Annotated in this window: 25 protein-coding genes and 1 pseudogene; 12 read left to right on the forward strand and 14 right to left on the reverse strand. The window is 69.0% G+C overall.

From position 1 onward, the window contains the following. The first annotated feature begins 5 nt into the window (after positions 1 to 5). The gene (locus tag ACG10_RS13545; protein ID WP_039803233.1) at positions 6 to 560 is read left to right on the forward strand and encodes a peptidylprolyl isomerase; all 555 of its coding nucleotides are present in this window, start codon (positions 6 to 8) and stop codon (positions 558 to 560) included. 45 nt (positions 561 to 605) lie between these two features. Here ACG10_RS13545 and ACG10_RS13550 read toward each other — a convergent pair whose 3' ends face one another. The 3 genes from ACG10_RS13550 to ACG10_RS24755 all read right to left on the reverse strand — a co-directional run bounded on the left by ACG10_RS13550 (position 606) and on the right by ACG10_RS24755 (position 3,319). After that, positions 606 to 1,730, reverse strand: coding sequence for a GNAT family N-acetyltransferase (locus tag ACG10_RS13550; RefSeq protein WP_089168617.1), 1,125 nt, complete (start codon positions 1,728 to 1,730; stop codon positions 606 to 608). A gap of 114 nt (positions 1,731 to 1,844) precedes the next feature. Then, positions 1,845 to 3,173, reverse strand: a complete 1,329-nt coding sequence (locus ACG10_RS13555; RefSeq protein WP_089168618.1) for an OprD family porin — start codon at positions 3,171 to 3,173, stop codon at positions 1,845 to 1,847. Positions 3,174 to 3,193: 20 nt separating this feature from the next. Beyond that, positions 3,194 to 3,319, reverse strand: a complete 126-nt coding sequence (locus tag ACG10_RS24755; protein ID WP_264371153.1) for a hypothetical protein — start codon at positions 3,317 to 3,319, stop codon at positions 3,194 to 3,196. A 352-nt stretch (positions 3,320 to 3,671) separates the two neighbouring features. On the opposite strand from ACG10_RS24755, the gene ACG10_RS13560 reads away from it, so the two are divergent. Beyond that, positions 3,672 to 4,382, forward strand: a complete 711-nt coding sequence (locus ACG10_RS13560) for a dienelactone hydrolase family protein (RefSeq protein ID WP_089168619.1) — start codon at positions 3,672 to 3,674, stop codon at positions 4,380 to 4,382. A gap of 484 nt (positions 4,383 to 4,866) precedes the next feature. On the opposite strand, the gene cas2e is transcribed toward ACG10_RS13560, so the two are convergent. The 8 genes and pseudogenes from cas2e to ACG10_RS13600 all read right to left on the reverse strand — a co-directional run bounded on the left by cas2e (position 4,867) and on the right by ACG10_RS13600 (position 12,978). Then, entirely contained in the window at positions 4,867 to 5,166 is a 300-nt protein-coding gene (gene cas2e / locus ACG10_RS13565) for a type I-E CRISPR-associated endoribonuclease Cas2e (RefSeq protein ID WP_089168620.1), read from the reverse strand. Next, a pseudogene (cas1e, locus tag ACG10_RS13570) lies at positions 5,166 to 6,080 on the reverse strand (type I-E CRISPR-associated endonuclease Cas1e). The gene cas2e and the pseudogene cas1e overlap by 1 nt, the downstream one beginning before the upstream one ends. Beyond that, positions 6,080 to 6,694, reverse strand: coding sequence for a type I-E CRISPR-associated protein Cas6/Cse3/CasE (gene cas6e, locus ACG10_RS13575; RefSeq protein ID WP_089168621.1), 615 nt, complete (start codon positions 6,692 to 6,694; stop codon positions 6,080 to 6,082). Before cas6e ends, cas1e begins: the two are co-directional and overlap by 1 nt. Then, positions 6,669 to 7,331: a type I-E CRISPR-associated protein Cas5/CasD gene (gene cas5e, locus ACG10_RS13580; protein WP_089168622.1), complete on the reverse strand. Its 663-nt coding sequence runs from the start codon at positions 7,329 to 7,331 to the stop codon at positions 6,669 to 6,671. The genes cas6e and cas5e overlap by 26 nt, the downstream gene beginning before the upstream one ends. Positions 7,332 to 7,333: 2 nt before the next feature. Beyond that, positions 7,334 to 8,476 carry a type I-E CRISPR-associated protein Cas7/Cse4/CasC gene (cas7e, locus tag ACG10_RS13585; protein ID WP_089168623.1) on the reverse strand — a complete coding sequence of 381 codons (1,143 nt, stop codon included), beginning with the start codon at positions 8,474 to 8,476 and terminating at the stop codon, positions 7,334 to 7,336. A 10-nt stretch (positions 8,477 to 8,486) separates the two neighbouring features. After that, positions 8,487 to 9,029: a type I-E CRISPR-associated protein Cse2/CasB gene (gene casB / locus ACG10_RS13590; RefSeq protein WP_089168624.1), complete on the reverse strand. Its 543-nt coding sequence runs from the start codon at positions 9,027 to 9,029 to the stop codon at positions 8,487 to 8,489. Continuing rightward, positions 9,026 to 10,585 (reverse strand): type I-E CRISPR-associated protein Cse1/CasA, encoded by a 1,560-nt coding sequence (casA, locus tag ACG10_RS13595; RefSeq protein ID WP_089168625.1) that lies wholly within the window; start codon positions 10,583 to 10,585, stop codon positions 9,026 to 9,028. Before casA ends, casB begins: the two co-directional genes overlap by 4 nt. Next, positions 10,582 to 12,978 (reverse strand): CRISPR-associated helicase/endonuclease Cas3, encoded by a 2,397-nt coding sequence (locus ACG10_RS13600; protein WP_089168626.1) that lies wholly within the window; start codon positions 12,976 to 12,978, stop codon positions 10,582 to 10,584. Before ACG10_RS13600 ends, casA begins: the two co-directional genes overlap by 4 nt. Positions 12,979 to 13,233: 255 nt before the next feature. Between ACG10_RS13600 and ACG10_RS13605 the strand changes: the two genes are divergently transcribed. The 3 genes from ACG10_RS13605 (at position 13,234) to ACG10_RS13615 (ending at position 14,952) form a co-directional block, all read left to right on the forward strand. Further along, positions 13,234 to 13,764: a hypothetical protein gene (locus ACG10_RS13605; RefSeq protein ID WP_089168627.1), complete on the forward strand. Its 531-nt coding sequence runs from the start codon at positions 13,234 to 13,236 to the stop codon at positions 13,762 to 13,764. Positions 13,765 to 13,777: 13 nt separating this feature from the next. After that, complete coding sequence (locus ACG10_RS13610; RefSeq protein WP_198318945.1) at positions 13,778 to 14,158, forward strand: VanZ family protein; 381 nt, start codon at positions 13,778 to 13,780, stop codon at positions 14,156 to 14,158. Positions 14,159 to 14,490: 332 nt separating this feature from the next. Continuing rightward, positions 14,491 to 14,952 carry a thermonuclease family protein gene (locus ACG10_RS13615; RefSeq protein WP_232487111.1) on the forward strand — a complete coding sequence of 154 codons (462 nt, stop codon included), beginning with the start codon at positions 14,491 to 14,493 and terminating at the stop codon, positions 14,950 to 14,952. Here the strand turns inward: ACG10_RS13615 and ACG10_RS13620 are convergent. Continuing rightward, positions 14,939 to 15,196 (reverse strand): glutaredoxin family protein, encoded by a 258-nt coding sequence (locus tag ACG10_RS13620; protein WP_039803197.1) that lies wholly within the window; start codon positions 15,194 to 15,196, stop codon positions 14,939 to 14,941. The genes ACG10_RS13615 and ACG10_RS13620 overlap by 14 nt on opposite strands. Before the next feature lie 411 nt (positions 15,197 to 15,607). Here ACG10_RS13620 and ACG10_RS13625 point away from each other — a divergent pair, with 411 nt between their 5' ends. From ACG10_RS13625 to dacB, 6 genes are all read left to right on the forward strand, one after another. After that, positions 15,608 to 16,003, forward strand: coding sequence for a DUF883 family protein (locus ACG10_RS13625; protein ID WP_232487112.1), 396 nt, complete (start codon positions 15,608 to 15,610; stop codon positions 16,001 to 16,003). A 21-nt stretch (positions 16,004 to 16,024) separates the two neighbouring features. Continuing rightward, entirely contained in the window at positions 16,025 to 16,405 is a 381-nt protein-coding gene (locus tag ACG10_RS13630) for a phage holin family protein (protein ID WP_089168629.1), read from the forward strand. Beyond that, a complete protein-coding gene (locus ACG10_RS13635) occupies positions 16,402 to 16,746 on the forward strand; it encodes a hypothetical protein (RefSeq protein WP_089168630.1) in 345 nt (114 codons plus the stop codon). Before ACG10_RS13630 ends, ACG10_RS13635 begins: the two co-directional genes overlap by 4 nt. 97 nt (positions 16,747 to 16,843) lie before the next feature. Continuing rightward, positions 16,844 to 18,175, forward strand: coding sequence for a deoxyguanosinetriphosphate triphosphohydrolase (locus tag ACG10_RS13640; protein WP_089168631.1), 1,332 nt, complete (start codon positions 16,844 to 16,846; stop codon positions 18,173 to 18,175). A gap of 81 nt (positions 18,176 to 18,256) precedes the next feature. Further along, positions 18,257 to 19,318, forward strand: coding sequence for an FUSC family protein (locus tag ACG10_RS13645; RefSeq protein ID WP_198318946.1), 1,062 nt, complete (start codon positions 18,257 to 18,259; stop codon positions 19,316 to 19,318). Positions 19,319 to 19,455: 137 nt separating this feature from the next. Next, positions 19,456 to 20,916 carry a D-alanyl-D-alanine carboxypeptidase/D-alanyl-D-alanine endopeptidase gene (gene dacB / locus ACG10_RS13650; RefSeq protein WP_089168632.1) on the forward strand — a complete coding sequence of 487 codons (1,461 nt, stop codon included), beginning with the start codon at positions 19,456 to 19,458 and terminating at the stop codon, positions 20,914 to 20,916. Between the two features lie 42 nt (positions 20,917 to 20,958). Here the strand turns inward: dacB and rlmKL are convergent, their stop codons facing one another. After that, on the reverse strand, positions 20,959 to 23,172 hold the full coding sequence (rlmKL, locus tag ACG10_RS13655) for a bifunctional 23S rRNA (guanine(2069)-N(7))-methyltransferase RlmK/23S rRNA (guanine(2445)-N(2))-methyltransferase RlmL (RefSeq protein ID WP_089168633.1): 2,214 nt from the start codon (positions 23,170 to 23,172) through the stop codon (positions 20,959 to 20,961). Between the two features lie 412 nt (positions 23,173 to 23,584). Here rlmKL and rmf point away from each other — a divergent pair, with 412 nt between their 5' ends. Beyond that, positions 23,585 to 23,800, forward strand: a complete 216-nt coding sequence (rmf, locus tag ACG10_RS13660; protein ID WP_089168634.1) for a ribosome modulation factor — start codon at positions 23,585 to 23,587, stop codon at positions 23,798 to 23,800. A 93-nt stretch (positions 23,801 to 23,893) separates the two neighbouring features. Here the strand turns inward: rmf and ACG10_RS13665 are convergent, their stop codons facing one another. Beyond that, positions 23,894 to 24,934 (reverse strand): quinone-dependent dihydroorotate dehydrogenase, encoded by a 1,041-nt coding sequence (locus ACG10_RS13665; protein WP_089168635.1) that lies wholly within the window; start codon positions 24,932 to 24,934, stop codon positions 23,894 to 23,896. Positions 24,935 to 25,054: the final 120 nt, after the last annotated feature.

The raw sequence follows: 25,054 nt of genomic DNA on the forward strand, positions 1-25,054 counted from the left end.
TACACATGCTGAAAAAACTCGCCCTTGCCGCCGGTACCCTGCTGTTCGCCGCCAACCTGCTGGCCGCAGAAAAGCCCCACGTCCTGCTGGACACCAGCCTCGGCGAAATCGAAATCGAACTGGAAGCCGAGAAGGCGCCGATCAGCGTGAAGAACTTCCTCGCCTATGTGGATTCGGGGTTCTACAACGGCACCGTCTTCCACCGGGTCATCCCCGGCTTCATGATCCAGGGCGGCGGCTTCGACGCCGACATGAAGCAGAAACCCACCCAGCCGCCGATCAAGAACGAGGCCGACAACGGCCTGCACAACGTGCGCGGCACCCTGGCCATGGCGCGCACCCAGGCGGTGAACTCGGCGAACAGCCAGTTCTTCATCAACCACAAGGACAACGCCTTCCTCGACCACGGCGCGCGCGACTTCGGCTATGCGGTGTTCGGCAAGGTGGTGCGCGGCATGGAGGTGGTCGACCAGATCGCCCAGGTGCCGACCGGCTCGCGGGGCATGCAGCAGAACGTGCCGCGCGAGCCGGTGCTGATCAAGTCGGCGAAGAAGCTCTGACCTTTCGCGACACCCGCCGAACCGGGTGAGGCCGCCGGCCTCACCCTATCCCCGCCGGTAGGGCAACTGCCCCCGCGCCTCGTCCGCATAGGCCAGCACCCCGGCCTCCTCCTCCCGCAGAAACTCCGCCACTGCCCGGCGCAGTCCCGGATGCAGCAGGTAATGCCAGGAGCGGGTGATCACCGGCTCGAAACCGCGGACCAGCTTGTGCTCGCCCTGGGCGCCGGCGTCGAAGCGCCTGAACCCGTGGGCCAGGGCATAGTCGATGCCCTGGTAGAAACAGGTCTCGAAGTGCAGCCGGTCGAACTCGGCGAGACAGCCCCAGTAGCGCCCATACAGGCTGTCGCCGCCGACCAGGCTGAAGGCCATCGCCAGCGGACGGCCAGCCTGGCGGGCCAGTACCACACGGATCGTCTCGGGCATGCGCTCGGCCAGCAGGCTGAAGAAGCTGCGCGTCAGATAGGGCGCCTGGCCGCGCACCCGGTAGGTGTTGGCATAGCAGGCATGCACGAAGTCCCATTCGGCCTCGTCGAGCTGGTGCCCCTCGCGCCAGTCGAACTCGATGCCCTGTCCCGCCACCTGCTCGCGCTCCTTGCGCAGCTGCTTGCGCTTGCGCGAGGCCAGCGCATCGAGAAAGTCCTGGAAGTCCCGATAGTCGCGGTTGAACCACTGGAACTGGCAGCCGAGCCGCAGCAGCCAGCCTTCCCGGCCGGCCAGCAAGGCATCGGCCGGCGGATCGGTGAAGTTCACGTGCAGACCGGACAACCCCTGCTCGCGCAGCTCGCCGGTCAGGGCGTCAAGCAGTGCGCCGGCCGCCTCCGCCTCGCCGAGCAGGCGTGCGCCGCCGACCGGGGTGAAGGGCACCGCGCAGAGCAGCTTGGGGTAATAGCGGATACCGGCCCGCCGGCAGGCATCGGCCCAGGCCCAGTCGAACACGTATTCGCCGTAGGAGTGGGTCTTCAGGTAGGCCGGCAGGGCTGCCAGCAGCCGGCCGGCGGCATCGCGGAACAGCCGGTGCGCCGGCTGCCAGCCGCTGCGTCCGCCGACGCTGCCGCTGTCCTCCAAGCTCGAAAGGAAAGCATGCCGCAGGAAGGGCTGGCCCCCCGGCAGCAGGGCGTCCCAGTCGCTGGCGGGAAGGTCGGACAGGCGGGAAAGGCTGATGATCGGCATGCCCGCAGTCTGCCCCGTCGAGCAGACGAAAAAAAGCCCCGCCGAGGCGGGGCGAATTACACCGGATAAAACGAATGAACGACCCGCGGAGGCGGAAATAACCCGCCCTCGGGCTTACAGCAGGGGCAGCGTATAGGTGACGTACAGACGGTTGTCGTCGCGCTCGCGAATGCCGCGCACCATCGAGTTGCGCCAGGTGAGTCCGAGCCCCTTGAGGGTCCCTTCCTGCAGGACGTAGTCAACGCGGAAATCCCGCTCCCACTCTTCCAGATCGCTGCCGTTGGCATCGATGTCGTCGCCGCTGAAATAGGCAATGCTGGTCTTCAGCCCCGGAATGCCGACCTTGGCGAAGTCGTAGGCATAACCGGCCAGCCAGGTGGTCTCGCCGGCCCGGGTGAACTTCTCCACCGTGGCATCGGTGATCAGCGGTACCGAATGACCGCCCTGGTTGAGAACCGGGAAGTCGCTGTCGCCGGTGAGCCTCTGGTAACCCGCCTTCAGCTCGTGGCCGCCCAGGGTATAGGTGAACAGGGCGCTCCAGGCGTTGTTGTCGACCTCGCCGCGGTCGGGATCGCCGGCACTCCAGTAGCCGGCGCTCCGGTAACCCTCGGAACGCCCGGAAGCACGCGAGTTCGCGCCGGAGGAATCGCTGTTCCAGTAGCGCAGGTCGGTCTTCAGCGCGCCGACCGGCAGCGCCCAGTTGTGCACCAGGCCGAGGAAGTGCTGCTCGTAGAAGTCTTCCAGATTGCCGAAGTAGTACTGCAGCATCAGGTCCTTGGTGACCTTGTAGTCGGCGCCGCCATAGTAGAACTTGTTGCTGAACTGAGCACTGTTGCCGCTGTTGGCACCGGCAATCGAGAGGCCATAGCTGTCGCTGGAGTTACGCTCGGTGGAGTGCTCGAGCTTACCGGCGACCAGGGTCAGGTCCTTGAACTCCTTGGAGGTGATCTGCGCGCCGTGGTAGAGCTGCGGCAGCAGACGGCCATCGTTGGTGACCACCACCGGCAGCTTGGGACGCAGGACGCCCAGTTCGGCCACGGTTTCGGAGATGCGCATCTTGCCGGTGGCGTTGACCCGGCCGAATTCGGTCTTGCCCTTGCCGTTGCTTTCCAGCGGGAACACCGAGCCCGGCGAACGGTCGATGTCCGCCTTGCCGGCGCGACCGCCGCCATCCAGGCGGATGGCCTCCTGGGCGATCAGGTCCAGGCCGAAGCCGACCGGGCCCTCGGTGAAGCCGGACTTGAATTCGAACAGGAAGCCCTGGCCCCACTCCTCCGAACGGGGACGATCCTGGTTGCGGGTGTCCTGGTTGATGTAGAAGTTCTTGAAGGTCAGGTTGGCCTTGCTGTCCTCGATGAACGCGGCCGCCGCTTCCTGCACCGTCATCGGCAGCCCCAGGGTGCCGGCCACCACGGCCAGGGTCAGCGTGGACTTCCTGTTCATTGCGCGCTTTTCCCGGCTCATCAGACGATCTCCCCGGTCTTGGTTTCGACAGCGCTGACGGACACGACGGTACCTGCAAAAGCCTGGGCCGAGACGCCCAGCGCCGGGGCGCTGGCGACACTACCGGCGAAGTGCTTGCGGATCATCAAGGATTTCCCCTTTTCATCGAACTTTGAAAAACACACGAGTGTTTGGCGTATCGCTGGAATGGGGCGGAATCTTGGCAACGCTTTGTTGCAAACTGATTTCATTGGAAAAATATTTCATGCCCGGGGAACTTTCCGCCGCCCCCCCGGCAATGCCTCTACACCGGGCTGTAACCTGCGCATGGCAGACTGTCGTCCCGGGGCGGTTCCACTCCTCTATATAAGGAAGAACGGAACAGGCCTTTCCCCTCCTCTCCCTGCGGGCGTGGCATCAGCAAGCTTTCCCGTCGGCCGGCGGCCGGGCACCATGACAGGCACCGAACCTGGGCAGCCCGGAAGAAGGAGAACAACCATGGGTTCCACCCTGCAGATCGAAGCCGGCGATGGCAGCGGCCGCTTCACGGCCTATGTCGCCCTGCCGCCGGGCGGTCACGGCCCGGCCGTGGTCATCGGACAGGAAATCTTCGGCGTCAACGCCAACATTCGCGCCGTGGCCGACCGCTATGCCGCGGAAGGCTACGTCGCCATCGCCCCCGATCTGTTCTGGCGTCTCGAACCCGGCGTCGAGCTGGGCTACGCGGGAGCCGACCGGGAAAAGGCCTTCGCCCTCTTCGGCCGGTTCGACGTCGACAAGGGCATCGCGGACATCGGCGCCACCCTCGACGCGGCGCGCCGGACGCCCGAGGTGGACGCGGCGGCCGGCGCCGGCTTCGTCGGCTTCTGCCTGGGCGGCCGACTCGCCTATCTGACGGCCGCCCGCAGCGACATCGCCTGCGCCGTCGGCTACTACGGGGTCGGCATCGAACATCTGCTGGACGAGGCCGCCGGCATCCGCGGCCGGCTGGTGCTGCACATCGCCGAGGCGGATGCCTTCTGCCCGGCCGAGGCCTGCGCCGCGATCCTGGCAGGCCTGGGCGGCCGGCCGAACATCGAGCTGTACAGCTACCCCGGCTGCGAACACGCCTTCGCCCGCACAGGCAGCCGGCACTACGACCAGGCCGCGGCCGAACTCGCCCACCAGCGCAGTCTCGCCGCCCTGCACCGGGAAATCGGCCCGCGCTGAGCGACGCCATCGGCAAGAAATCGGGAGACAGGAAAAAAGCGAATCGGGCAGACCGCCTGAGCGGCCATGCCCGATCGCGCCGGACCTGCGGATCTGCCCCGCGAAGGCGGGGAGCGCTCGTTTACTACTTGCGCGGTTGCAGGTTGTCCAGGTTCATCCCCGCAGAGTCGAGGATAACCAAAGAATATATTGGCAGGGTTACAGCCCCCCACTGGCCTGGACAGGCAAGGAGATGCCATTCGTCGGAAAGTCCGACGAAGACCTTCGTTGAACCATCCCTGCGGGCGCGGGGAACACTCCTCGGCGTAGAGGAAGGCGTACTCGAAAGTCGGCTCATCCCCGCAAACGCGGGGAACACGGGCTGCTGTATGCGATGACGCCGTTCATGGCCGGTTCATCCCCGCAGGCGCGGGGAACACACTTAGCGTAACCGATTGTCTCCAAAGGAAAAAATCGGCCGCCAAGAGTCTACCGATTTTCCTTGTTAAAGATCGGGCTTTTCCTGGGGCTGAAAGGCGACCAGATGCAGGCCGTCGAACTCGACCGGCAAGCGCCGGTTTTTCCCCAGCGTCTGGAACTCATAACCGGACTCGTGGTTGCTCGCCCAGGCCATCACCACGTTGCCGTCCTCGTGCCCCTCGGCCAGATGCTGCCAGATCATTTCCCGGGTGCGCCGGGATACGTCGCCGATGTAGACGCCGGCGCGCACCTCCAGCAGCCAGATAGCCATGCGCCCGCGCAGGCGCGGCGGGACGTTTTCGGTGACCACGACGACGAAGGCCATCACTGCGTCCTGTGCCCGGCGTCGCCGATGCCTTGCGGGTTGGGAATGGCCGGCGGCACGGATTCCGGCGGCGCCTCGGGCGGGGCGATGCCGCCGGCGGCCAGCACCTCCTCGATGGTCGGGATGATCCTGGCCAGCAGCTTGCTGGAGCGGAAGATGTCCCGGCAGGCCAGGCGCACTTCCCTTTCGGGCTGGGCCGGCGAGCGGGCAGCGGTGCGAAAGGCGACCGGCACGACGGTTTCGAACTTGAACAGGTCAGCCACGTCGTAGACGAACGACAGCGGCTTGCCGGTATGGATGAAGCCCACCGCCGGCGCGTAGCCGGCCGCCAGCACCGCCGCCTCGGTGATGCCGTACAGGCAACTGGTCGCCGCCGACAGGCAGCGGTTGGGCACGTCCGCGGCGTCCCACTGCTGGCGGTCGTAGTTGCGCGAGCGCCAGTCCACGCCGTACTGCCTGGCCAGCAGCTTGTAGGTCTCGCGCACGCGGGCGCCCTCGATGCCGCGCAGCTGCTCGACGCTGCGCCGCTCCGGGGCCTTCTCCTAGAAGCGCAGCTCGTACATCTTGCGCACCACCTTCAGGCGCAGCTCGTCGTCCAGCGCCAGTTTCGCCTGGTAGAGCAGGCGGTCCGCACGGGCGCCGCCAGGCTGGCCGCTGGCGTACAGGCGCACGCCGGCCTCGCCGACCCAGACCAGCAGGGTGCCCACGGTCGAGGCCAGGTGCACCGCGGCATGCGACACCCGGGTGCCCGGCTCGAGCATGATGCAGGCCACCGAGCCGACCGGGATGTGCATGCGCACGCCGTTCTGGTCGATCACCACGAAGGCGCCGTCCTGCACGTCGATCTGCCCGTACTGGACTAACACCATCGACACCCGGTCCTTCATCGGCAGGGGCTTGAGCGGCGGCAGCATCAGAGGCGCGCCACGCTGAGCAGGCCGCAGCCGAAGGCCTTGGCCGGGCCGATGCCCGCCGCCAGGGCGTGGCCGAAGGCCGCCGGATCCTGCACCCGGAGCAGTCCCTCGAAGCAGGCCCGTTGCACGCTGATGCGCCCTGCGCCCTTGCGGGAGACCAGCAGGTCGCTGGCCGTCACCAGGGCCGCCTCGACGGCGAAGCCGTGGCGTTCGCCCTGCCGGCCGAGCCAGGCCAGCTGCTCGGCCTCGCCCACCAGGCCGTAGCGTTTGCCCTGGCGGCTGACGGTCGGGTTGGCCTGCAGACGGAAGCGGTAGCGCGCACCATCCTCGCCCCATGCCTCGAGCGCCAGCCGCTTGCTCTCGACGGGCCGCTGCAGGTAGTTGGGCAGCGCCTGCAAGGCCGACCAGTCGGCCTCGACGCTGGCCTGCACCAGCACCACGGGGGTGGTCCAGGCATTGCCGCCCGCCTCCAGGCGCCAGAGAAAGCGCGCGGGCCGGCTCTGCGCGTCCGCGGCGAAGGCGCGCGCCAGGGTGCGGTGCATTTCATAGGCGTCGCTCAGGTCGCGACGGGCCTGGGCGCTGCGCGGCTCAAGCGTCAGTCTGGTCAGGTGCATGCAGCACTCCCGATTTCACGAAACGCGGGCCGAAGCGCCGCTCGGCGAAAGGCGCGACCGGCTGGTCCAGACGAATGGCGCCCTCGCGCTCGTCCTCCAGCAGGCAGCGCAGCGGCTGTCCCTCCTCGCCCCGCCGGGCCGGCGCCAGGCGCGGATAGCCGGCCAGGGCCCGCTCCAGCGGCAGGGGCGAGAGACCGTCCGCCAGCCAGACCGGCAGGCCGGGGACGAAGCTCTTGCGGCCCAGGGCCAGCGGCCAGAACGGCGCGCGCAGGGCGGCATGGATGCGCGCCAGCAGCGCTTCGTCCTCACCCTCCAGGCCGACCAGAAACGCCGCATCCGCCAGGTGGAAGCGCGGGCTGACCACGGTGCGGCGCAGGTCGGGCTTGCCGCTGGCGAGCAGCACGCCCGTGGCGGTCTGGTAATCGCGCATCGGCACGCCTTCGCGGTCGACCCGCACGCCCATGCGCAGTACCGCCAGGTCCTCCACCGGCTCGCCGCGATCACGCCCGAGGGCGGCGCAGACCAGGCCGAGCACACCGGACTTGGACGGTTCCAGTTGCGTATCGCGCTCGTCGAAACGGCTGGTGGTCCCCCAGGACTGCAGCGGCCCCTGCAGGCGCATCAGCAGGGTGGCCATGCTCAGGCCTCCAGCCGGGAGGCGGCCTGCTCGCGCACCCAGGCCGCCAGCTCGTTCAGGTTCGCCGCCCGCCAGCCCTTCTGCGCCGGCCAGGCCTCGCTCAGATCGAGGTAGGCCCACTGGTCGCGGCCGTCGGCATAGACGGCCGCCAGCCTGTCCTCATGGCCGGCGAGCCGCTCGACCGACTGGCGGCTCAGCGAGCTGTCCGCGCGCGGGCTCACCGGCTTCTCGAAGGCGTTGGCCAGGCTCAGCGGGCCGCCATGGCGCAGGCAGACGCCGACGAAGCCGGGCAGGTTGTGCGCGGCGAAGCTGTTCTGCTTGCCGCTGGGAATGGCGCGCACCATGGCCTGGGTGAAGGCCTCCAGCGCCGCCAGGGTCAGCTCGCGGTCGCCCTGCAGGTTGCCCAGCAGCTTGCGCGCGTCGACCACCGCGTAGCGGTAGAGGGTCGCGGAGTTGAACTCCACCTGGCCGATCATGCCGGCGCCGGTCTCGCCGGGGCCACCCCGGTCGTCGACAGCGGTGAAGTAGTCGAACTCGCGCTCGACGCGGTGGGTGCTGATGGCGTGCGCCACCTGGCAGGCCGCTTCCCGGTTGACCTCCGGCAGGTCGGCCAGCATGCGCCCGAACAGCGCCACATCCACGGCCTTGCCGCCGTCGAGCAGGGCCTTGGCCTTCTTCACCACCTCGGCCGGCGCGCTGGCCCTGGCTTCCTTCTTGCCCTTCTTGCCGTCGCCGGCAGGCGACGCGGCCAGCTCGTCCCAGTGCTGCTCGATCAGTTCGGCGAAGCCGGCGATTTCCGCCTCGCCGAGAAACAGCAGGTATTCGGTCTTGCCGTCTTCCTTGAGCTTGAGGCCGGCGGCGGCCAGGGCGCTTTCGATCTTGCCTGCCGCTTCGAGCGGGTCGCGGCCGGCCAGGCGCTCCAGCAGCAGGGCCTGGAGCTTGCGGGTGCGCACCCCGCGGAACTCCGGCGCCACCAGCTCATGCTCGCGGGCGGCCAGGCGGATGGCGCGCTTGAAGCACTGGCTGCTCACCCGCGCCCGGCGATGGCCGCCGAACAGCGCGTCCTTGGGTGCGCCGGTGTCGTCACGGTTGAGGTTGGACGGGGCGAAGTTCTGGATCAGGTGGAATTCGATGAACAGACTCATGATGTCCTTCTCAATCGTTGACAGGGGTTGGCGCTGTTTCGCCGGCGGGAGCCGCCAGCGCCCGGTAGAAGTCCCGTGCCCAGCGCTGGCGCACGACATCGCGCCGCTCGGGGTCGATCCACGGGTCGAGCCAGAGGTGCAGATCCCTGAGCAGGGCGGCGTAGTCCAGCGGCAGGTCGCCGGTGGCCAGCAGGCTGACCACCTGGCGCAGGTAGACCGCCAGGTTCTCGGCGTCGGCGCCCAGCAGGGCGATGAAGCGCTGCTCGATGCCGGCGCCGTCGCGCTGGCGCATCAGCTCGCCAAGGCAGGCGGCCAGGCTCTTCCCGCCAGGCCTGGGATGCAGGGCGTAAAGCCCGGCCACCACGTAGAGCGCCAGGCGCGAGGCATCCTGGGCGTGCCGCTCGGCCGCGACGAAACGCTCGACATAGGGATAGGCCGGCGGATAGGCGCCGGGGGCGAAGCCCAGGCTGCGGCGCAATTCGGCCATGGCGGCTGAACTGTGCTTATGCAGCTCCTCCAGGTGTGCAACGAAGTCCTGCGCGAAATCGCTCATGCTCGAACCTCCTCGGATGGTTGCGGACACGGATCGGCCGATTGAAGGTCGCGCAGCAGGGCACGGAAGCGCGGCCAGGCGAGAGCCTCGGCACGCAGCGCCTTCGGCGAGCGGCCCAGGCCGTCACGGACGGCCTGCCAGGCGGCCTGGGCCGCCGCCAGCAGGGTGCGCGACCAGAGGACTTCGGCCTTGTCGAGATCGTCGGGGTCGCCGCTGCCGAGCAGGGCCATCAGCCGGCCCAGGGCGCGCTCGGCCGTGGCGAAATACAGCGCCGGCGCCGGTCCGGCATCGAACAGGCTGCGCGCCCTGGCCCAGCTGTCCTTGCCGGCGGAATCGGGCAGCGTTTCGGCGAGCATGCCGGCGGCGAGCTTGCGCACGTCGCCGAACAACTCTTCGGCACGGCGCAGCTGCCGGCGCAGTTCGTTCGCGCAATCCGCCGAGGCCAGCAGCGCCGTCGGCAAGCCGAGGCGCTCGGAGCGCCAGCGCAGCAACTTGGCCTGGTCGCTGGCCAGGCCGGCCACCAGCACAGGCTGCTCGCCGCCGCCCAGCAGAAACTGCAGGTTGGCCGCCCAGCCCAGGACGGCCGCCGGCTGGGAAGCCAGACCACCGGCATCGGGCAGCAAAGCCGGCAGATCGCGCCAGAACGCGCGGCCCTCGGCGAAGCTCAGCCGCACCAGACCATGGCTGCCGGCACGGTAGCTGGCCATGGGATCGGGCGCCTGCGCATCCTCGGCCAGAGCGATGCCGGCGGCGAAGCGTATCCACTGCACCCGGCCCTGCTCGTCGGGCAGCAACAGCACGGCGCGGGTCAGGCGGCTGTAGCGGTCGTTGGGACCGCTCGCCAGGGTCGGCTCGCCGCGCAGTTGCGCGAGGCCCGGCGGGTCCCGCTCCCAGCTGGGCAGATCCTCATGGCCGGCCCGGCTGGGCGGATGCAGGGCCAGGCAGAGGCTTTGCGCCAACGACTCGCCAAGCGGCATGACCGCGGCGGTATTGGCCAGCGCACCGGCCTTGTCGGCGTCGCGCAGGACCTTGACCAGACCGCCGGGGGTGAACTGCAGAAAGCCCAGCAGGGTGCGCAGCGCATCGGCAGCGGCGATGGGGCGCGGCGCCAGATCGCAGGAATGATCGAACAGCACCGGCGCATTGCCGTTGGCGCTGGCCAGGGAAATCTGCGACCAGGGCTTTTGCCGGTCGCGGGTCTCCTCGGCCTCGGCCAGGGCTGCCACCTGCATGAAGGGCTGCTCGGGATGGAACAGCCAGAAGCGCTCGCGCCAGTGTTCCAGGTAGTCGCGCACGGCCTCGGCCGGCAGGCCCTGGCGATACCAGCGCGCCCGGTCGGCATCCGTCCAACGGCCCTGGGCGCGACTCAGCGCGCGATGAACGATGGCCAGCAACAGGCGGTACTCGGCGATCAGCCCGGGCGGCGCGGTTTCCGCCAGGGCGCCGATTTCGCCGGCGCGCTCGAATACTTCCAGCAACCCCAGGTCGCAGACCCGCCCGTCCTGCAGGCGCACCGGCAGCCAAGGCTCGTCGAGCAGATTGAAGCACCGGTTCATGCCTGTTCTCCGGGCGCAGCAAGGGGGCCCTGGTAGACGAGCCCCAGCTCGTCGTCCAGACGCACCCTCAGCCGGCCGAGGGTCAGGCAACCCTGCTCCAGCGGCAGCGGCTTGAGATGGCGCAGCAGCGGATGTTCGGCAAAGGCCCGCGGCGCTTCCACGGCCTGCATCTGCTCGGTCTGGCGCTTGCCGAGGTGGCTGCCGTAGGCCTCATCCTCGATGAAGGCGCGATCAGGCTCGGCAAGGTCGGCCGGCAGCCCGGCCTCGCCATACACCGCCTGCACCAGGCGGTCGATGTCCTGCGGCAGCTGCAACTCCGCCTCACGCGACAGCAGCGCCCAGGTGCGGCCGAGGATGTAGGGGTCGTAGACGTACTCCCAGCCGGTGCCCTTCAGGTCGGGCAGCCGTTCGGGAGCGAGGCCGGCGACGAACAGCCGCGCCTCGGCATGCGCAGCGGGACGAGTCCGCCGGTGGCGATGCAGGCGGCCGGCGCGCTGCAGGAGCAGGTCGACCGGCGCCAGGTCGCTGAGCATGAAGTCGAAGTCGATGTCCAGCGACTGCTCGGCCACCTGGGTGGCGATCAGCAGCGCCCCGGCCGGCCGCTCGCCGTCCACGCCGAAGGCAACCAGCACCTCGCGCTCCCGCTCGCCGCGCTGGTCGGCGGGGAAGCGCGCATGGAACAGCAGCAGGCGCGCGCTGTCGCCCAGACGCTCCCTGAGCCCGAGGTATAGCGTCTGGGCGCGATCCACGGTATTGACGATCAGCACGCCGCAACCACCGCCCTGCAGGCATTCCAGGGCGCAATCGGCCAGGCTGTCGAGCTCCGCGCCGACCGCCTGCAGGCGGATCGACGGCAGCGGCCGCGACGCGCAGGTGGCGCCCTGCAGGCCGCGTTCGTCGGCCAGCAGCAGGCGCGGATAGGCCGGCGCGGGAGCATCCTCGTCCGCCACGCCCCAGGCCCGCAGCAGGGCAGCGCGCCGCTGCGCCGGCAGAGTCGCGCTCATCAGCACCACCGAGCTGCCGAGGGCCTTGAGCCAGCGCAGCAGGGCCTCGATCAGCCCGCCGGTGTAGCTGTCGTAGGCATGCACCTCGTCGAGCACCACCACCCGGTTGGCCAGGCCCCACAGGCGGACGAAGTGGTGCTTGACGTTCAGCGCGGCGAACAGCGCCTGGTCGACGGTGCCCACGCCGTAGGGCGACAGCAGCGGCCGGCGGCGCTGGGAGAACCAGGCCGACGAGGTCACGCTTTCGCCGGGCGCACCGTAAATGCCCTGCAACCGCCGGACGTCGTCGCTCAGCGCCGCGCCGCCATGCACCAGTTGCATGTCCAGCGCGGCATCGCCGGCGAACGCACGAAGAAAGCTCAGCGCGCGGCGGAACAGGGCATTGCCGGTGGCCTGGGTCGGCAAGGCGACGTACAGGCCGCGGTGCCGGTTGGCCGCCTGCAGGCGCAGGTGGGCGAGAAAGGCCAGCTCGGTCTTGCCCTCGCCCATCGGCGCCTCGACCAGCAGCAGGGCCGGCCCGCGCACGCCGTCGAGCAGCCGGTCGGCCTCGCGCTGCAGGGGACGCGCGCTCGACTCCGGGCGCTGGACGATACGCCCGATCAACTGATCCACAGTTGCCGCCTCGCGCAGCAGAACAGCGCTGCGCGACCAGCCGATAGCCGCCAGGGCCCGCCCGGCCCGCCGGCAGGCATCGGCGTGATAGTCGGCCAGCGAATCCTGACGCTCGCCGTGGGGAAACCAGTCGGGATTGGAGCCTATCCAGTCGGCCACGCTGGTGAGGCCGGCCAGCCACTGCACGGCCGGCAGGGACAGGGCCTCGACCTGCGGAATCCCCTGCGGCGCCAGCACGGCCCAGTACGCCGCGAAGATTTCCCGGCGCGCCTCGGCCCAGGCCGCCGGCTCGAAGGGGGGCCTGGCGCGGTTGAATTCCGGCTGGTTGAAGTGGTAGCCGTGGTGGGCGCTGATCGCCTGCAGCGCATGGCGGATCCACAGCAGGTGCGGGATACCCAGGCCCGACAGGTGCTCCCAGAGCAGGGCCGCACTGGCGCAGGCATGCTCGGCCACGCTCAGCGAACGCACCGGGAACGGCAGCCCCAGGGCCTCGTCGGCCTGCCGGCCCTCGGGCCATTTGTCCTGAAAACCGGGAATGGCCTTGCCGAAGTCGTGCAGGCCTGCCAGCGCGGCGGCCTGCCGCGCGAAGGCCGGCACGGGCAGGCCGAACTGGCGGGCGAAGTGTTCGAGCGTCGCGGGCGGCTCGTGCTCCAGCAGCACCTCGGCCACCGCCGCCACGTCCAGCAGATGGGCGAGCAGGCCATGGCCCGGCGCCTCGCCGCTCTTGGCCCAGAGCCGGCGGGCCGCCGGGGTGAGGTGGGAAAATCGGGCGGTCATGTCTCACCTCCTGTCGCAGCGCGGGAAGCCTGTCCCGGCTTCCCGCACTGGAAATTACCCCGACAAGAGATAAAGGCACAATGCCACTATCCTCTTTCGAAAGGGCCACGGAGCGACCGCTCCGAGGTGTCCTGTCCTGATCACAGTAAAGACGCCGGCCGGCCGAGGCGTGCGATTAGGCTAGAATCCGCGCCGTGAAACGCGCCCCACCCGGCGCGCCGCACCCCGTCTCCCTTCCAGCCACCGAGGCCGCCCATGAAAGATCAGCTCCAGGAACTCATCCGCCACATCAGCTCGGGCTGCCTCAGCGAAGAAGAGATCTCACGGATCGCCGACGAGGCGGCGCAGGCCTATGCCGACCCGCAGGCCTTCCTCGCCGCCAACCCGGACATCAACTACGACGACAGCTTCCCCATCCCGCTGGGCGAGTGGGTGGTGGTCGGCAGCCTGCCGGAGACGGTGCTGTTCCAGGCGGACAGCTACGAGGAGCTGTTCGGGCAGATCGTCGCCTCGTTCGGCCCCGAGGTGTCCTTCGTGCTCAAGCCCAAGCAGTTGCACAAGGTTGAGCCCCTGAAGGCGCTCAACCGCATCCAGGTGCAGCTGGGCAGCCTCTACCCGGAGAAGGGCGGCTACGTGCTGGTGGACTTCAGCGAGCCGCTGGACGACGAACTGCAGGCGGTGCTGGTGTACCGCTGCGATCTCGAGGCGACCCAGGCGCTGGCAGCCGCGGCGGGCATCCATGCCGCGCCGGCCTACGAGGCGCTGCGCGCCGAACCGGGTGCCTGAGGAGAGCCAGCCAATGCCTGCCGCCCGCCGCCTCGCCCATCCCCTGCTGCTCTGGCGCCTGGCCTTCTTCGCCTGCCTGGCGGCGGTGCTGGCGCTGGCGCTGCTGAAGGACGTCAGCCCGCCGCTGGATACCGGCTGGGACAAGAGCAACCACCTGCTGGCCTTCGGCGTGCTGGCCTTCCTCGGCCGCCTGGGCTTTCCCGGACGGCACTGGCTGGTGCCGTCCGGCCTGTTGCTCTACGGCATCCTCATCGAGGTCCTGCAGGGGCTGACCGGCTATCGCGTCGCCGAATACCGCGACCTGCTCGCCGACCTGCTGGGCATCGTCCTGGGCAGCCTGGTCGCCGCCGGCTGGCTGCGGTACAGGCGTCAGGAACGGCAGCCGGGCGCTTGAGCCCGCCGGACGTCGGCTTTCCCTCGGCAAAGCCGAGCGGGGCCCACTATTATCCTACTTAGCCCCGCCCATGCGGCAGGGCGCCCCGGGACGAGCAGTCCAGCCCCGGACAGGCAATCAACGAGAGCAGTAACCGCTTGGTGCCAGGAACGGCCGTAGGCGGAAAGCCGCGGCCTCCAATCAGCCCGTTCGATAGCCCCCGACCCGGAGAATGCGAGAAGACGGATCACGCTGTGCGTGACAGGCTATCCCCCCTGTCCGGCGAGGCAGGGATTTCTCGCGAAGCAAGAATGAACCTTTCCAGTACAGTTGGCGCATGCGGTGCCATTGCGTTGCTGTTCACGACCTCCCTCCATGCCGCCGAACCGACCTGCCGAGTCATCCGCGTGCAGGACGGCGACAGCCTGACCTGCCTGAGCCCGAGCAAGCAGCGGATCGAGGTCCGCCTGGCCGATCTCGACGCCCCGGAAAGCGCCCAGCCGTACGGGCAGCTGGCCCAGTTGCAGCTGTTCCGCCTGGTCTACAACAAGGAAATCCGGCTGGAGGTCGTCAAGCAGACGCGTTACGGGCTCAAGGTCGCCCGCGTCTACCTCGGCGACCTCTACGTCAATGACGCCATGGTCCGGCAGGGCTCGGCCTGGGCCTACGACGAGGGCAAAGGCGATTCGCGCCTGCCCGCGCTGGAGGCCGAGGCCCGCTCCCTGCAGCGCGGCCTCTGGGGCTTGCCGCAGGCGGAGATCGTCCCGCCCTGGCAATGGCGCAGCGAGCGCAGTAGTCGACTCAGCAGCCGCTGAGTTCCGGCCGGCTCAGAAAGGTGGCGACCTGCTCCGCCTCGAAGGGCCAGTCCAGCTCGCCGCCGTTGTCCAGTCGCCGCAGCACGGGGATGCGCAGGCCATAGCGCTCGGCCCGGCTCTCGTCCTCGGCGATGTCGACCAGCTCGACCAGCAGGCCGTTCTCGACGAAGGGCATCAACAGGCTCTCGGCCTGCTCGCAGAGATGGCAACCGAGGGTTCCGAACAGTTGGCACTCGGGGAGCATGATGGCCTCCTAGGGTCTGTTGACGTTTTGGCGTGAGCCGCGTTGCCGCGTCAAATGCCGCCAGGCAAGGCGCGGGGCGCCGGCAATGGTCATTCCCTTGCCAAGTCCCGCAACGCCGCATGGCGGCATTTGCCGCGCAACCCGAAGGGACGGGGCCCGTTTGGCGCAGCACGGCGTCGCTCGTCGTTCATTTGGAATGACCAAACTTCTCTCCTCGTTCCTTGTTCTGCGCCAAACGGGCCGCCGTCGCGGCCTACGCCAAAACGTCAACAGACCCTAACATGAACTTGAAGTCTAACATGCAACCAAGACACCCTATGGCGGAAGCGCAAGCCGCCCGCAGGCGCAGCTTGCCTGGCCGCCGCCGGCATTCGGCCGCCATTGCCCACCCCGTGATGAGGACCATCCAGCATGACCATGGACAGCAGCCAAACCCAGTCGGCCTCCTCCGACCCCCACACCTGCAGCTGGGAGCCGTGCGCATCGGCCTCGGTGCACCGGCGCAACCTGCAGCGTGCCCAGCAGGCGGTGATCGACGAATTCAACGCCCTGCTCGACGACACCGAACGCCTGCTGCGCCACGGCGCCGAGGTGACCGGCGACGAGGCGGACGCCCTGCGGGCGAAGATCGAGAGCAACCTCGAGCGCGCCCGCGAGACGCTCAAGGACAGCGAGGAGCGTCTGCGCGACCAGGGACAGGCCGCCCTCCAGGCCACCGAGGCGTATGTCCACAGCCATCCCTGGAAGGCGCTCGGCATCGCTGCCGGGGTCGGCCTGCTGTTCGGCCTGCTGGCCGGCCGCCGCTGAGTGCCTGGGGAGTCGTCGCCAATGGATGCCTCGCCACCGTCCGGGGAAGACCGCACGCCGTCCCTGAAACGCTTCGGCGGCGCCCTGCTCGGCCTGCTGCAGAACCACCTGGAGCTGCTCGGCATCGAGCTCCAGGAGGAAAAGGGCTACGCCTTCCGGCTGTTCCTCTTCGCCAGCCTGTGCCTGCTGTTCGGCCTGCTGCTGCTGATCGGCCTGTCCGCCGCCGTGGTCGTCGTCTTCTGGGACAGCCACCGGCTGGCCGCGATCCTCGGCCTGTGCCTCGCCTACGGCCTGGCCCTGCTGTTCTGCATCGCCCGCACGCTGAAGCTGGCGCGGCGCAGCGAGCATCCGTTCCAGGCGAGCCTCGAGGAACTGGCGCGCAACCGGGAGCTGCTGCCATGAGTCCACCCCGCCGTACCCCGCTGGAGATGCGCAAGGAGCTGGTGCGCCTGCGCATGGAGATGCAGCGCCAGCAGCTCGACTATCACGCCGAGCCGCTGCGTCATCCGCTGCGCCAGTTCGGCCAGCTGTTCGCCCCCAGCCGCGCCAGGCCGGGCAAGGGCACGCCGCTGGCCGTCGGCGGGGCGCTGCTGCTGAGCCTGTTCGGCAAACGCCTGGGCCGCTTCGGCAAGCTGGCGCTGTTCGCCCTGGAAGCCTATCCCCTGGTCAGCGCCGGCCTGCGCTATTACCGCGAATCCCACCCGCCGAAGCCGCCGCAGGCACCGCCCAGGCCGCAGGCTTGACGGATTCTTCACACTGCCCAAGGATGGCTGGCAGTCGCACGGCGGCCCGCGCGTTCGGCCCCCATGCCGGCAGCCCACTGAACAACGAGGAACGGCTTTGGACTGGCAAACCCTACTGACCCGAGAACGCCTGGGCAAATCGGTGCACAGCGTCGACGAACTGGGCCGCAGCCCCTTCCACAAGGACCACGACCGCATCATCTTCTCCGGGGCGTTCCGTCGCCTGGGGCGCAAGACGCAGGTGCATCCGGTGTCCAGCAACGACCACATCCACACCCGCCTGACCCACTCACTGGAAGTCAGCTGCGTCGGTCGCTCGCTGGGCATGCGGGTCGGCGAGGTGCTGCGCGACGCCCTGCCGGAATGGTGCGGCCCCGCCGACCTCGGCATGATCGTCCAGTCCGCCTGCCTGGCTCACGACATCGGCAACCCGCCGTTCGGCCACTCCGGCGAGGATGCCATCCGCTACTGGTTCCATCAGGCCGCCGAACGCGGCTGGCTGGACGGGATGAGCGAGGCCGAGCGCGACGACTTCCTGCACTTCGAGGGCAACGCCCAGGGCTTTCGCGTGCTCACCCAGCTGGAATACCACCAGTTCGACGGCGGCACCCGGCTCACCTACGCCACCCTCGGCGCCTACCTCAAATACCCCTGGGCCTCGCGCCATGCCCCCGCCCTGGGCTACAAGAAGCACAAGTTCGGCTGCTACCAGAGCGAGCTGCCGCTGCTCGAGCAGATCGCCGGGAAGCTCGGTCTGCCGCAGCTGGACGAGCAGCGCTGGGCGCGCCATCCGCTGGTCTACCTGATGGAGGCGGCGGACGATATCTGCTACGCGCTGATCGACCTGGAAGACGGCCTGGAAATGGGGCTGCTCGACTACCCCGAGGTCGAGGCCCTGCTGCTCGGCCTGGTCGGCGACGATCTGCCGGAGTCCTACCGCCAGCTCGGCCCGCGCGACTCGCGGCGGCGCAAGCTGGCGATCCTGCGCGGCAAGGCCATCGAACACCTGACCAACGCGGCGGCACGGGCCTTCGTCGAACAGCAGAAAGCCCTGCTCGCCGGCAGCCTGAGCGGCGATCTGGTCGAACACATGTACGGACCGTCCAAGGACTGCGTGCTGCAGGCCAAGCGCATCGCCCGCGAGAAGATCTTCCACGACAAGCGCAAGACCCTCCACGAGATCGGCGCCTACACCACCCTGGAGACCCTGCTCGACGCCTTCTGCGGCGCGGCGCTGGAACAGCATGGCGGGCGGCGGCCGTCGTTCAAGAACCGGCGCATCCTCGACCTGCTCGGCAACAACGCCCCGGACCCGCAGTGGCCGCTGTACCATGCCTTCCTGCGCATGATCGACTTCATCGCCGGCATGACCGACGGCTATGCCACCGAGATGGCTCGGGAAATGAAAGGGCTTGCCGGCCCCGCATAAGCGTCTGCGACCCGCTGGCCGACAGCCCGGCGAGGGGCACGAGGCCCCCGGCCGCATCGAAGTGAAGAAGGAACGCAGCCGATGCTCCGCTTTCTACCCTCCCGCCACCAATGGACGGCCGCCCCCACCTGGGGAGCGGCCATCGTGGCCACCCTCGGCTGCGCCCTGCCCCTGCTGCTCGGCCTGTTCAGCGGCCATTCCGGCTTTCTCTGGGCGTCGATCGGCGCCTTCCTGGCCGCCCAGGCCGACCCCCTGCACCGCTTCGGCATGCTGCGCATGCTCCTGCTCACCCTGCTCGGCGCCTGCAGCGCGGGGCTGGGCTTCTGGTCCGCACCCGGCCCGCTGGAGAGCCTGCTGGTGTTCGCCGCCGGCGGCCTGCTGCTCGCCTGGCTGCAGCGCTTCGGCCGCGAGGCCGGCAAGCTGGGCCTCGGCATGCTCGTCTGCCTGTGCCTCGGCCAGGGCCAGCAGCACCTGGGCAGCATGCCCAACCCCTATGCCGTGGCCACGCTGTTCACCCTCGGCGGCCTCTGGGCGACCCTGCTCGCCTTCACCCTGCGTGGCCTGCACGGCCTGCGCCTGTGGCCCTACATGCCACGCCTGCCCAACGTGCTGAAGGTGCTGCGCCAGCACGCGGCGCGCCTGCCGCACCCGCAGTGGCGGCTCTATGCCCTGGGCTGCAGCCTGGTCTGCGGCCTGGCCGGACTGATCGTCAACCTGGCCGGGCAGCCGCGCGGCTACTGGCTGACCCTGGCGGTGGTCACCAGCCTGCAGATCGACCTCAAGGGCCGGCTGCCGCGCGCCTTCAAGATCGCCCTGAGCGTCCTGCTCGCCGCCGGCCTGCTGGTGCTGCTCGGCGAGAGCCTGCAGAACCCGGCGCAGATGGTCGCCCTGGTGCTGTCGCTGACCCTGCTCGGCCGCGCCTTCCAGGTGGGGCGCTACAGCCTCTACGTGCTGCAGATGTCCTTCTGCATCCTCCTGCTGGCCGAGAGCCTGGCGCAGGACTGGCAGCTGGACCGCGAACGCCTGCTCGGCAGCCTGATCGGCGTGTCGCTCGCGCTGCTGGTAGCGCTGACCCTGAACGTCAGGCGCCGGCTGCAGGTCTGGCGTACCGCCCGCTCCGGCACGGATGGGCTGCCGCGCTGAAGCGCGCGACCGGCGATCCTGCGCATCGGGCAGCCATCGGTCGCCCCGCTTCGGGCATAATGCGACCCCATTCCCGGAGCAGCCGGACTTTTCACCCATTTCGCTTCGTTCAGCCCTGAGTCGGAGGGGCACCCTCGATGATTGCAACCTTTCGCCGGCTGGCCATTGCCAGCCTGCTGCTGCCGCTCGCACTGTCGGCGGGCGCGGCCCAGATAAACACCACGCTGCCGAAGAATGTCCAGCAGGCGCTGAGTGCCCACAAGCTCCCCGGCAACGCCCTGTCCCTGGTGGTGCTGCCACTCACCGGACCGGGCACCCCGACCATCGTCAACGCCGACGTGCCGCTGAACCCGGCCTCGACCATGAAGCTGGTGACCACCTATGCCGCCCTCGAGTTGCTCGGCCCGACCCACAAGTGGCAGACCCAGTTCTACACCGACGGCCCGCTGCGCGACGGCGTGCTGGACGGCAACCTGTACCTGAAGGGCGGCGGCGACCCCAAGCTGAACATGGAAAAGCTCTGGCTGCTGATGCGTGATCTGCGCGCCAACGGTGTACGCGAGGTGCGCGGCGATCTGGTGCTCGACCGCAGCCACTTCGTGAAGCCGCAGCTGCCGACGTTCAACGATGACGGCGGCGACAGCAGCAAGCCCTTCCTGGTCGAGCCCGACTCCCTGCTGGTCAACCTCAAGGCGCTGCGCTTCATCGCCCGCGCCGAGCCCGGCAAGGTGCAGGTCAGCGTCGAGCCGCCGATCGCCGGCATGACCATCGACAACCAGGTCAAGGCGCTGCCGGCCGGCGCCTGTCCGGACTGGCCGAACGTGCGCTACAACCTGATTCCGCAGGACAGGGGCCACAGCATGGTGGTCACCGGCTCGCTGCCGGCCGGCTGCAGCGCGCAGAGCTACATCGCCCCGCTCGACCACCAGACCTACGCCGCCGGCGCCGTGCGCGCCATCTGGCAGGAGCTGGGCGGCAGCATCCAGGGCCAGGACCGCCTCGGCGAGGTGCCCCGCCAGGCGCGCCTGCTGGTCCGCGCCCTCTCGCCGGACGTGGTGGAGATCATTCGCGACGTCAACAAGTTCAGCAACAACACCATGGCCCGCCAGCTGTTCCTCAGCATCGGCAGGCAGTACCGCAGCGGTGCCGACGCCGACGACGCCCAGGCGGCGTACCGCGCGGTGAGCCAGTGGATGACGCAGAAGGGCATCGACGCGCGGCATCTGGTGATGGAGAACGGCTCCGGCCTGTCGCGGATCGAGCGGATCAGCGCGCGGGAAATGGCCGAGATGCTCAGGGCCGCCTGGCACAGTCCCTATGCGGCCGAATTCATTTCCTCGATGCCGCTGGTGGCGATGGACGGCACCATGCGCAAGCGCCTGCGCCGCACCCCGCTGGTCGGCGAGGCACACATCAAGACCGGCACCCTGAACACCGTGCGCGCCATCGCCGGTTTCAGCCGCGACCAGAACGGCCACACCTGGGCGGTGGTCGCCATCCTCAACCATTCGCGGCCCTGGGGCGCCTCGTCGATCCTCGATCAGGTGCTGGTCGACCTGTACCGCCAGCCGAAGCTGTCCGACACCGCCCAGCGCTGACCCTCCGGGCGGGCCGCTCCCTGGCGGAGCGGCCCGCCGCCCTCAGTCCTGTTTCGCCTGCAGCCGCCAGGCGCGGTGGATCTTCGGGTTGCGGGCGAAGTCCGCATCCAGGGTCTGCGCGCTGATCTCCTCCACCGTGTAGCGCTGCTCGAGCCCGGGATCGAGCTGGAACTTGCGGAAGTTGTTGGAGAAGTACAGCACCCCGCCCCTGGCCAGCCGCGCCATGGCCAGGTCGAGCAGGCGCACATGGTCGCGCTGCACGTCGAACACCCCTTCCATGCGCTTGGAGTTGGAGAAGGTCGGCGGGTCGATGAAGATCAGCTCGTATTCGCCGCGATCGGCCTCCAGCCATTCCATCACGTCGCCCTGCTCCAGCCGGTGCTTGTCGGAGAAGCCGTTGAGCGCCAGGTTGCGCCGCGCCCAGTCGAGGTAGGTCTTCGACAGGTCGACGCTGGTGGTGCTGCGCGCACCGCCCCTGGCCGCATGCACGGTGGCCGTCGCCGTGTAGCAGTACAGGTTGAGGAAGCGCCTGCCGGCCGCCTCGCGCTGGATGCGCAGGCGCAGCGGGCGGTGGTCGAGGAACAGCCCGGTGTCCAGGTAGTCGGTGAGGTTGACCAAGAGCCTCACGCCGCCCTCGCCGACCTCCATGAAGCGGCCCTGCTGGTCCTGGCGCTCGTACTGCCTCTTGCCGGCCTGGCGCTCGCGGCGCTTGATCACCACCCGGGCCGGGTCGATGTCCAGCGCCTGGGGGATCGCCGCCAGGGCGTCGAGCAGGCGTGCCTGGGCCTTTTCCGGGTCGATCGAGCGCGGCGGCGCGTACTCCTGCACGTGCACCCAGTCGCGGTACAGGTCCACCGCCAGGGCGTATTCCGGCATGTCGGCATCGTACAGCCGATAGCACTCGATGCCTTCGCGGCGTGCCCACTTGCCGAGGGTCTTGAGGTTCTTCTGCAGGCGGTTGGCGAACATCTGCCCGCCCTCGGACAGTCGTGCCGGCTCGCTGCGCACCGCCGGCGGACGCTCCACCAGCTGCCCGCCGATCATCCGCGCCTGGCTCGGCGCCGGCTCGTTGCGCCCGGTGACGAACTGCTCCGGCACGACCTTGAACAGCAGCAGCTTGCACGGCAGCGCGCCGTTCCACAGGGCGTACTGCTTGTGACTGCGGATGCCCATGCGCTTGCCCAGCTCCGGCGCGCCGGTGAACACCGCCGCCTCCCAGCCCTCGCACTGGCTGCGCAGGCGCTCGCCAAGATGCTGGTAGAGATAGAGCAGGCTGGCCGGATCGCCGAGGCGCTCGCCATAGGGCGGGTTGCACACCACCAGGCCGCTCTGGCCGCGGTCCGGGTGCGGCTCGAAGGTGGCCAGCTCGCCCTGGTAGACCCGCACCCAGCCGTCCAGCCCGGCGCGCTCGATGTTGTTGCGCGCCGGCTGAATCAGCCGCGGGTCGGCCTCGTAGCCGCGAATCCACAGCGGCGGACGGGAAAGCCCGGCGGCGGCGCGCGCCTCGGCCTCGGCATGCAGCTTCTTCCACAGCGCCGGGACATGCCCCAGCCACCGGCTGAAGCCCCAGTGCTCGCGCCTCAGGTTGGGCGCGAGGTCGGCGGCCATCATCCCCGCCTCGACCAGGAAGGTGCCGACCCCGCACATCGGGTCGGCCAGCGCCCCGCCTTCGGCGGCGATACGCGGCCAGCCGGCGCGGATCAGGATCGCCGCGGCGAGGTTCTCCTTGAGCGGCGCGGCGCCCTGCTGCAGGCGGTAGCCACGCTGGTGCAGGCTGTGCCCGGAGAGATCCAGGGACAGCACCGCCTCGCCTTTGTCCAGACGCAGGTGGATGCGCAGGTCCGGATTGAGCTTGTCCACCGAGGGGCGCTGGCCGCTGTGCCGGCGCAGCTGGTCGACGATGGCGTCCTTGACCTTGAGGGCGCCGAAATGGCTGTTGTCGATGCCCGAGCCGTGGCCGCTGAACTCCACCGCCAGACTGCCGGTCGGCAGCAGGTGATCCTGCCAGTCGACCGCCTGCACGCCCAGGTACAGCTCTTCGGGGTTGCCGACCGGGAAGCGTCCGAGCACCAGCAGCACGCGGTTGGCCAGGCGCGACCAGAGGCACAGCCGGTAGGCGGTTTCCAGGTCGCCCCGGCCCTGCACCGCGGCGACCTGCTCGCGGACCTCGGCCAGGCCCAGGCCGGCCGCCTCCTCGGCGAGCAGGCCTTCGAGGCTCTTCGGGCAGGTGAGAACGAGTTCGTAACGATCCGACATGGGAATCTTCCAGTGCCTCAGGCAATTAGCGCGCGCCAGACGGCACGCCGTTCAATCATGGCAGGCCCGCGGCGTGACCCTTCGTCGCATGGCCCATGGAGCACAACTACGGAGCCCGCCGGCGGCAGATTCGCGCCATCCGGCTTGAAAGGCCCCAAATCAGCGGGGTTTTGCCGAACCAGCGGCAATTTTCCGTGAATTCTTATCGCCTGAGTGCCGAAAAAGTTTCGTTCTTATGACAAAACGGTCATTCACAGGCCAGAACTCATTGGATAGAAATCAATCAAGTCCCTCGCTGCAACGGCGGGGGAAGAAACCGCCACGCCGGCAGCGGTTTCGTCGGCAGCCAAGGCTGCCCGGTCTCGCCATGAGGCCAATGGGACATAACAGTCAACAGTGAGGGCAACACCCTATGAGAAGACTCAAACGTGATCCGTTGGAACGGGCTTTTCTGCGCGGCTATCAGAACGGCATTCATGGCAAATCCCGCGAACTCTGTCCCTTCACCCACCCGTCGACGCGACAGGCCTGGCTCAACGGCTGGCGCGAGGGCCGCGGTGATAACTGGGACGGCCTCACCGGCACTGCGGGCATTCACCGCCTGAATCAACTGCGAGCCGTAAGCTGATCGGAGGGATCACGGCATTCTCATCCTGAACGCCGCTGCAGGCGTCAGGCATCAAGACCACAGGGCTCCTTCGGGAGCCCTTTCTCATCGCGCTCAGTGCGACCTGGCCGAACGGGCCTGCTCCGCGGCGATGGCCTCCACCGCCTCGCGGATCAGCGCCGGTCCCTTGTAGATGAAACCAGTATAGATCTGCACCAGACTGGCCCCTGCGGCGATCTTCTCCGCCGCATGGCGGCCTTCGGTGATGCCGCCGACCGCGATGATCGGCAACCGCCCGGCCAGCTCCCCGGCCAGCACCCGCACCGTGTGGGTACTCTTCTCGCGCACCGGCGCACCGGACAGCCCGCCCGCCTCGCCGGCATGCGCCAGCCCCTCGATGCCCTCGCGGCCGAGGGTGGTGTTGGTGGCGATCACCGCGTCCATGCCGGTGTCCAGCAGCGCCCGGGCGACCTGCTGGGTTTCCTCGTCGCTCATGTCCGGGGCGATCTTGATCGCCAGCGGCACGCGCCGGCCGTGGCGCCCGGCCAGCTCCTCCTGGCGCTGGCGCAGGGCCTCGAGCAGCTGGCGGAGCGAATCGCCGAACTGCAGGCTGCGCAGGCCGGGGGTATTCGGCGAACTGACGTTGACCGTCACATAGCTGGCATGCGGGTAGACCCGGTCCAGGCAGATCAGGTAGTCGTCCACCGCCCGCTCGACCGGGGTGTCGAAGTTCTTGCCGATGTTGATGCCGAGCACGCCGCTGTAGCGCGCGGCCTGGACCCGCGCCAGCAGATGGTCGACACCCTGGTTGTTGAAGCCCATGCGGTTGATGATCGCCTCGGCCTCCGGCAGGCGGAACAGCCGCGGCCTGGGATTGCCCGGCTGCGGCCGCGGCGTCACGGTACCGATCTCGATGAAACCGAAGCCCAGCTGGGCGAGGCCGTCGATGGCATCGCCGTTCTTGTCCAGCCCGGCGGCAAGGCCGACCGGGTTGGGGAAATCCAGGCCCATCACCCGCACCGGCAGGCTCGCCGGCTTGCGGCACAGCAGACCGTTGAGGCTCAGCCGGCCACCCGCCCCGAGCAGGCCGATGGACAGTTCGTGGGCGGTTTCCGGGGACAGTTTGAACAGCAGCTGGCGGGCCAGGTTGTACATGGGCAGGCGTGACTCGGCGGTTGGCGTGGGGCGGCGATTATAGCCACGCCGCACGCTTCCGGGGCCTGTTTGGTCGATTCGCCGCAGCGATTTCGGCGCAGGCCTCCGAATCCCGCCCGG

This window comes from Azotobacter chroococcum, assembly GCF_002220155.1.
Classification (GTDB): domain Bacteria; phylum Pseudomonadota; class Gammaproteobacteria; order Pseudomonadales; family Pseudomonadaceae; genus Azotobacter; species Azotobacter chroococcum.

Coding starts and splice junctions, on each gene's coding strand:
- ACG10_RS13545 (WP_039803233.1), top strand. CDS start 6: ATGCTGAAAAAACTCGCCCTTGCCGCCGGTACCCTGCTGTTCGCCGCC.
- ACG10_RS13550 (WP_089168617.1), bottom strand. CDS start 1,730: ATGCCGATCATCAGCCTTTCCCGCCTGTCCGACCTTCCCGCCAGCGAC.
- ACG10_RS13555 (WP_089168618.1), bottom strand. CDS start 3,173: ATGAACAGGAAGTCCACGCTGACCCTGGCCGTGGTGGCCGGCACCCTG.
- ACG10_RS24755 (WP_264371153.1), bottom strand. CDS start 3,319: ATGATCCGCAAGCACTTCGCCGGTAGTGTCGCCAGCGCCCCGGCGCTG.
- ACG10_RS13560 (WP_089168619.1), top strand. CDS start 3,672: ATGGGTTCCACCCTGCAGATCGAAGCCGGCGATGGCAGCGGCCGCTTC.
- cas2e (WP_089168620.1), bottom strand. CDS start 5,166: ATGGCCTTCGTCGTCGTGGTCACCGAAAACGTCCCGCCGCGCCTGCGC.
- cas6e (WP_089168621.1), bottom strand. CDS start 6,694: ATGCACCTGACCAGACTGACGCTTGAGCCGCGCAGCGCCCAGGCCCGT.
- cas5e (WP_089168622.1), bottom strand. CDS start 7,331: ATGGCCACCCTGCTGATGCGCCTGCAGGGGCCGCTGCAGTCCTGGGGG.
- cas7e (WP_089168623.1), bottom strand. CDS start 8,476: ATGAGTCTGTTCATCGAATTCCACCTGATCCAGAACTTCGCCCCGTCC.
- casB (WP_089168624.1), bottom strand. CDS start 9,029: ATGAGCGATTTCGCGCAGGACTTCGTTGCACACCTGGAGGAGCTGCAT.
- casA (WP_089168625.1), bottom strand. CDS start 10,585: ATGAACCGGTGCTTCAATCTGCTCGACGAGCCTTGGCTGCCGGTGCGC.
- ACG10_RS13600 (WP_089168626.1), bottom strand. CDS start 12,978: ATGACCGCCCGATTTTCCCACCTCACCCCGGCGGCCCGCCGGCTCTGG.
- ACG10_RS13605 (WP_089168627.1), top strand. CDS start 13,234: ATGAAAGATCAGCTCCAGGAACTCATCCGCCACATCAGCTCGGGCTGC.
- ACG10_RS13610 (WP_198318945.1), top strand. CDS start 13,778: ATGCCTGCCGCCCGCCGCCTCGCCCATCCCCTGCTGCTCTGGCGCCTG.
- ACG10_RS13620 (WP_039803197.1), bottom strand. CDS start 15,196: ATGCTCCCCGAGTGCCAACTGTTCGGAACCCTCGGTTGCCATCTCTGC.
- ACG10_RS13625 (WP_232487112.1), top strand. CDS start 15,608: ATGACCATGGACAGCAGCCAAACCCAGTCGGCCTCCTCCGACCCCCAC.
- ACG10_RS13630 (WP_089168629.1), top strand. CDS start 16,025: ATGGATGCCTCGCCACCGTCCGGGGAAGACCGCACGCCGTCCCTGAAA.
- ACG10_RS13635 (WP_089168630.1), top strand. CDS start 16,402: ATGAGTCCACCCCGCCGTACCCCGCTGGAGATGCGCAAGGAGCTGGTG.
- ACG10_RS13645 (WP_198318946.1), top strand. CDS start 18,257: ATGCTCCGCTTTCTACCCTCCCGCCACCAATGGACGGCCGCCCCCACC.
- dacB (WP_089168632.1), top strand. CDS start 19,456: ATGATTGCAACCTTTCGCCGGCTGGCCATTGCCAGCCTGCTGCTGCCG.
- rlmKL (WP_089168633.1), bottom strand. CDS start 23,172: ATGTCGGATCGTTACGAACTCGTTCTCACCTGCCCGAAGAGCCTCGAA.
- rmf (WP_089168634.1), top strand. CDS start 23,585: ATGAGAAGACTCAAACGTGATCCGTTGGAACGGGCTTTTCTGCGCGGC.
- ACG10_RS13665 (WP_089168635.1), bottom strand. CDS start 24,934: ATGTACAACCTGGCCCGCCAGCTGCTGTTCAAACTGTCCCCGGAAACC.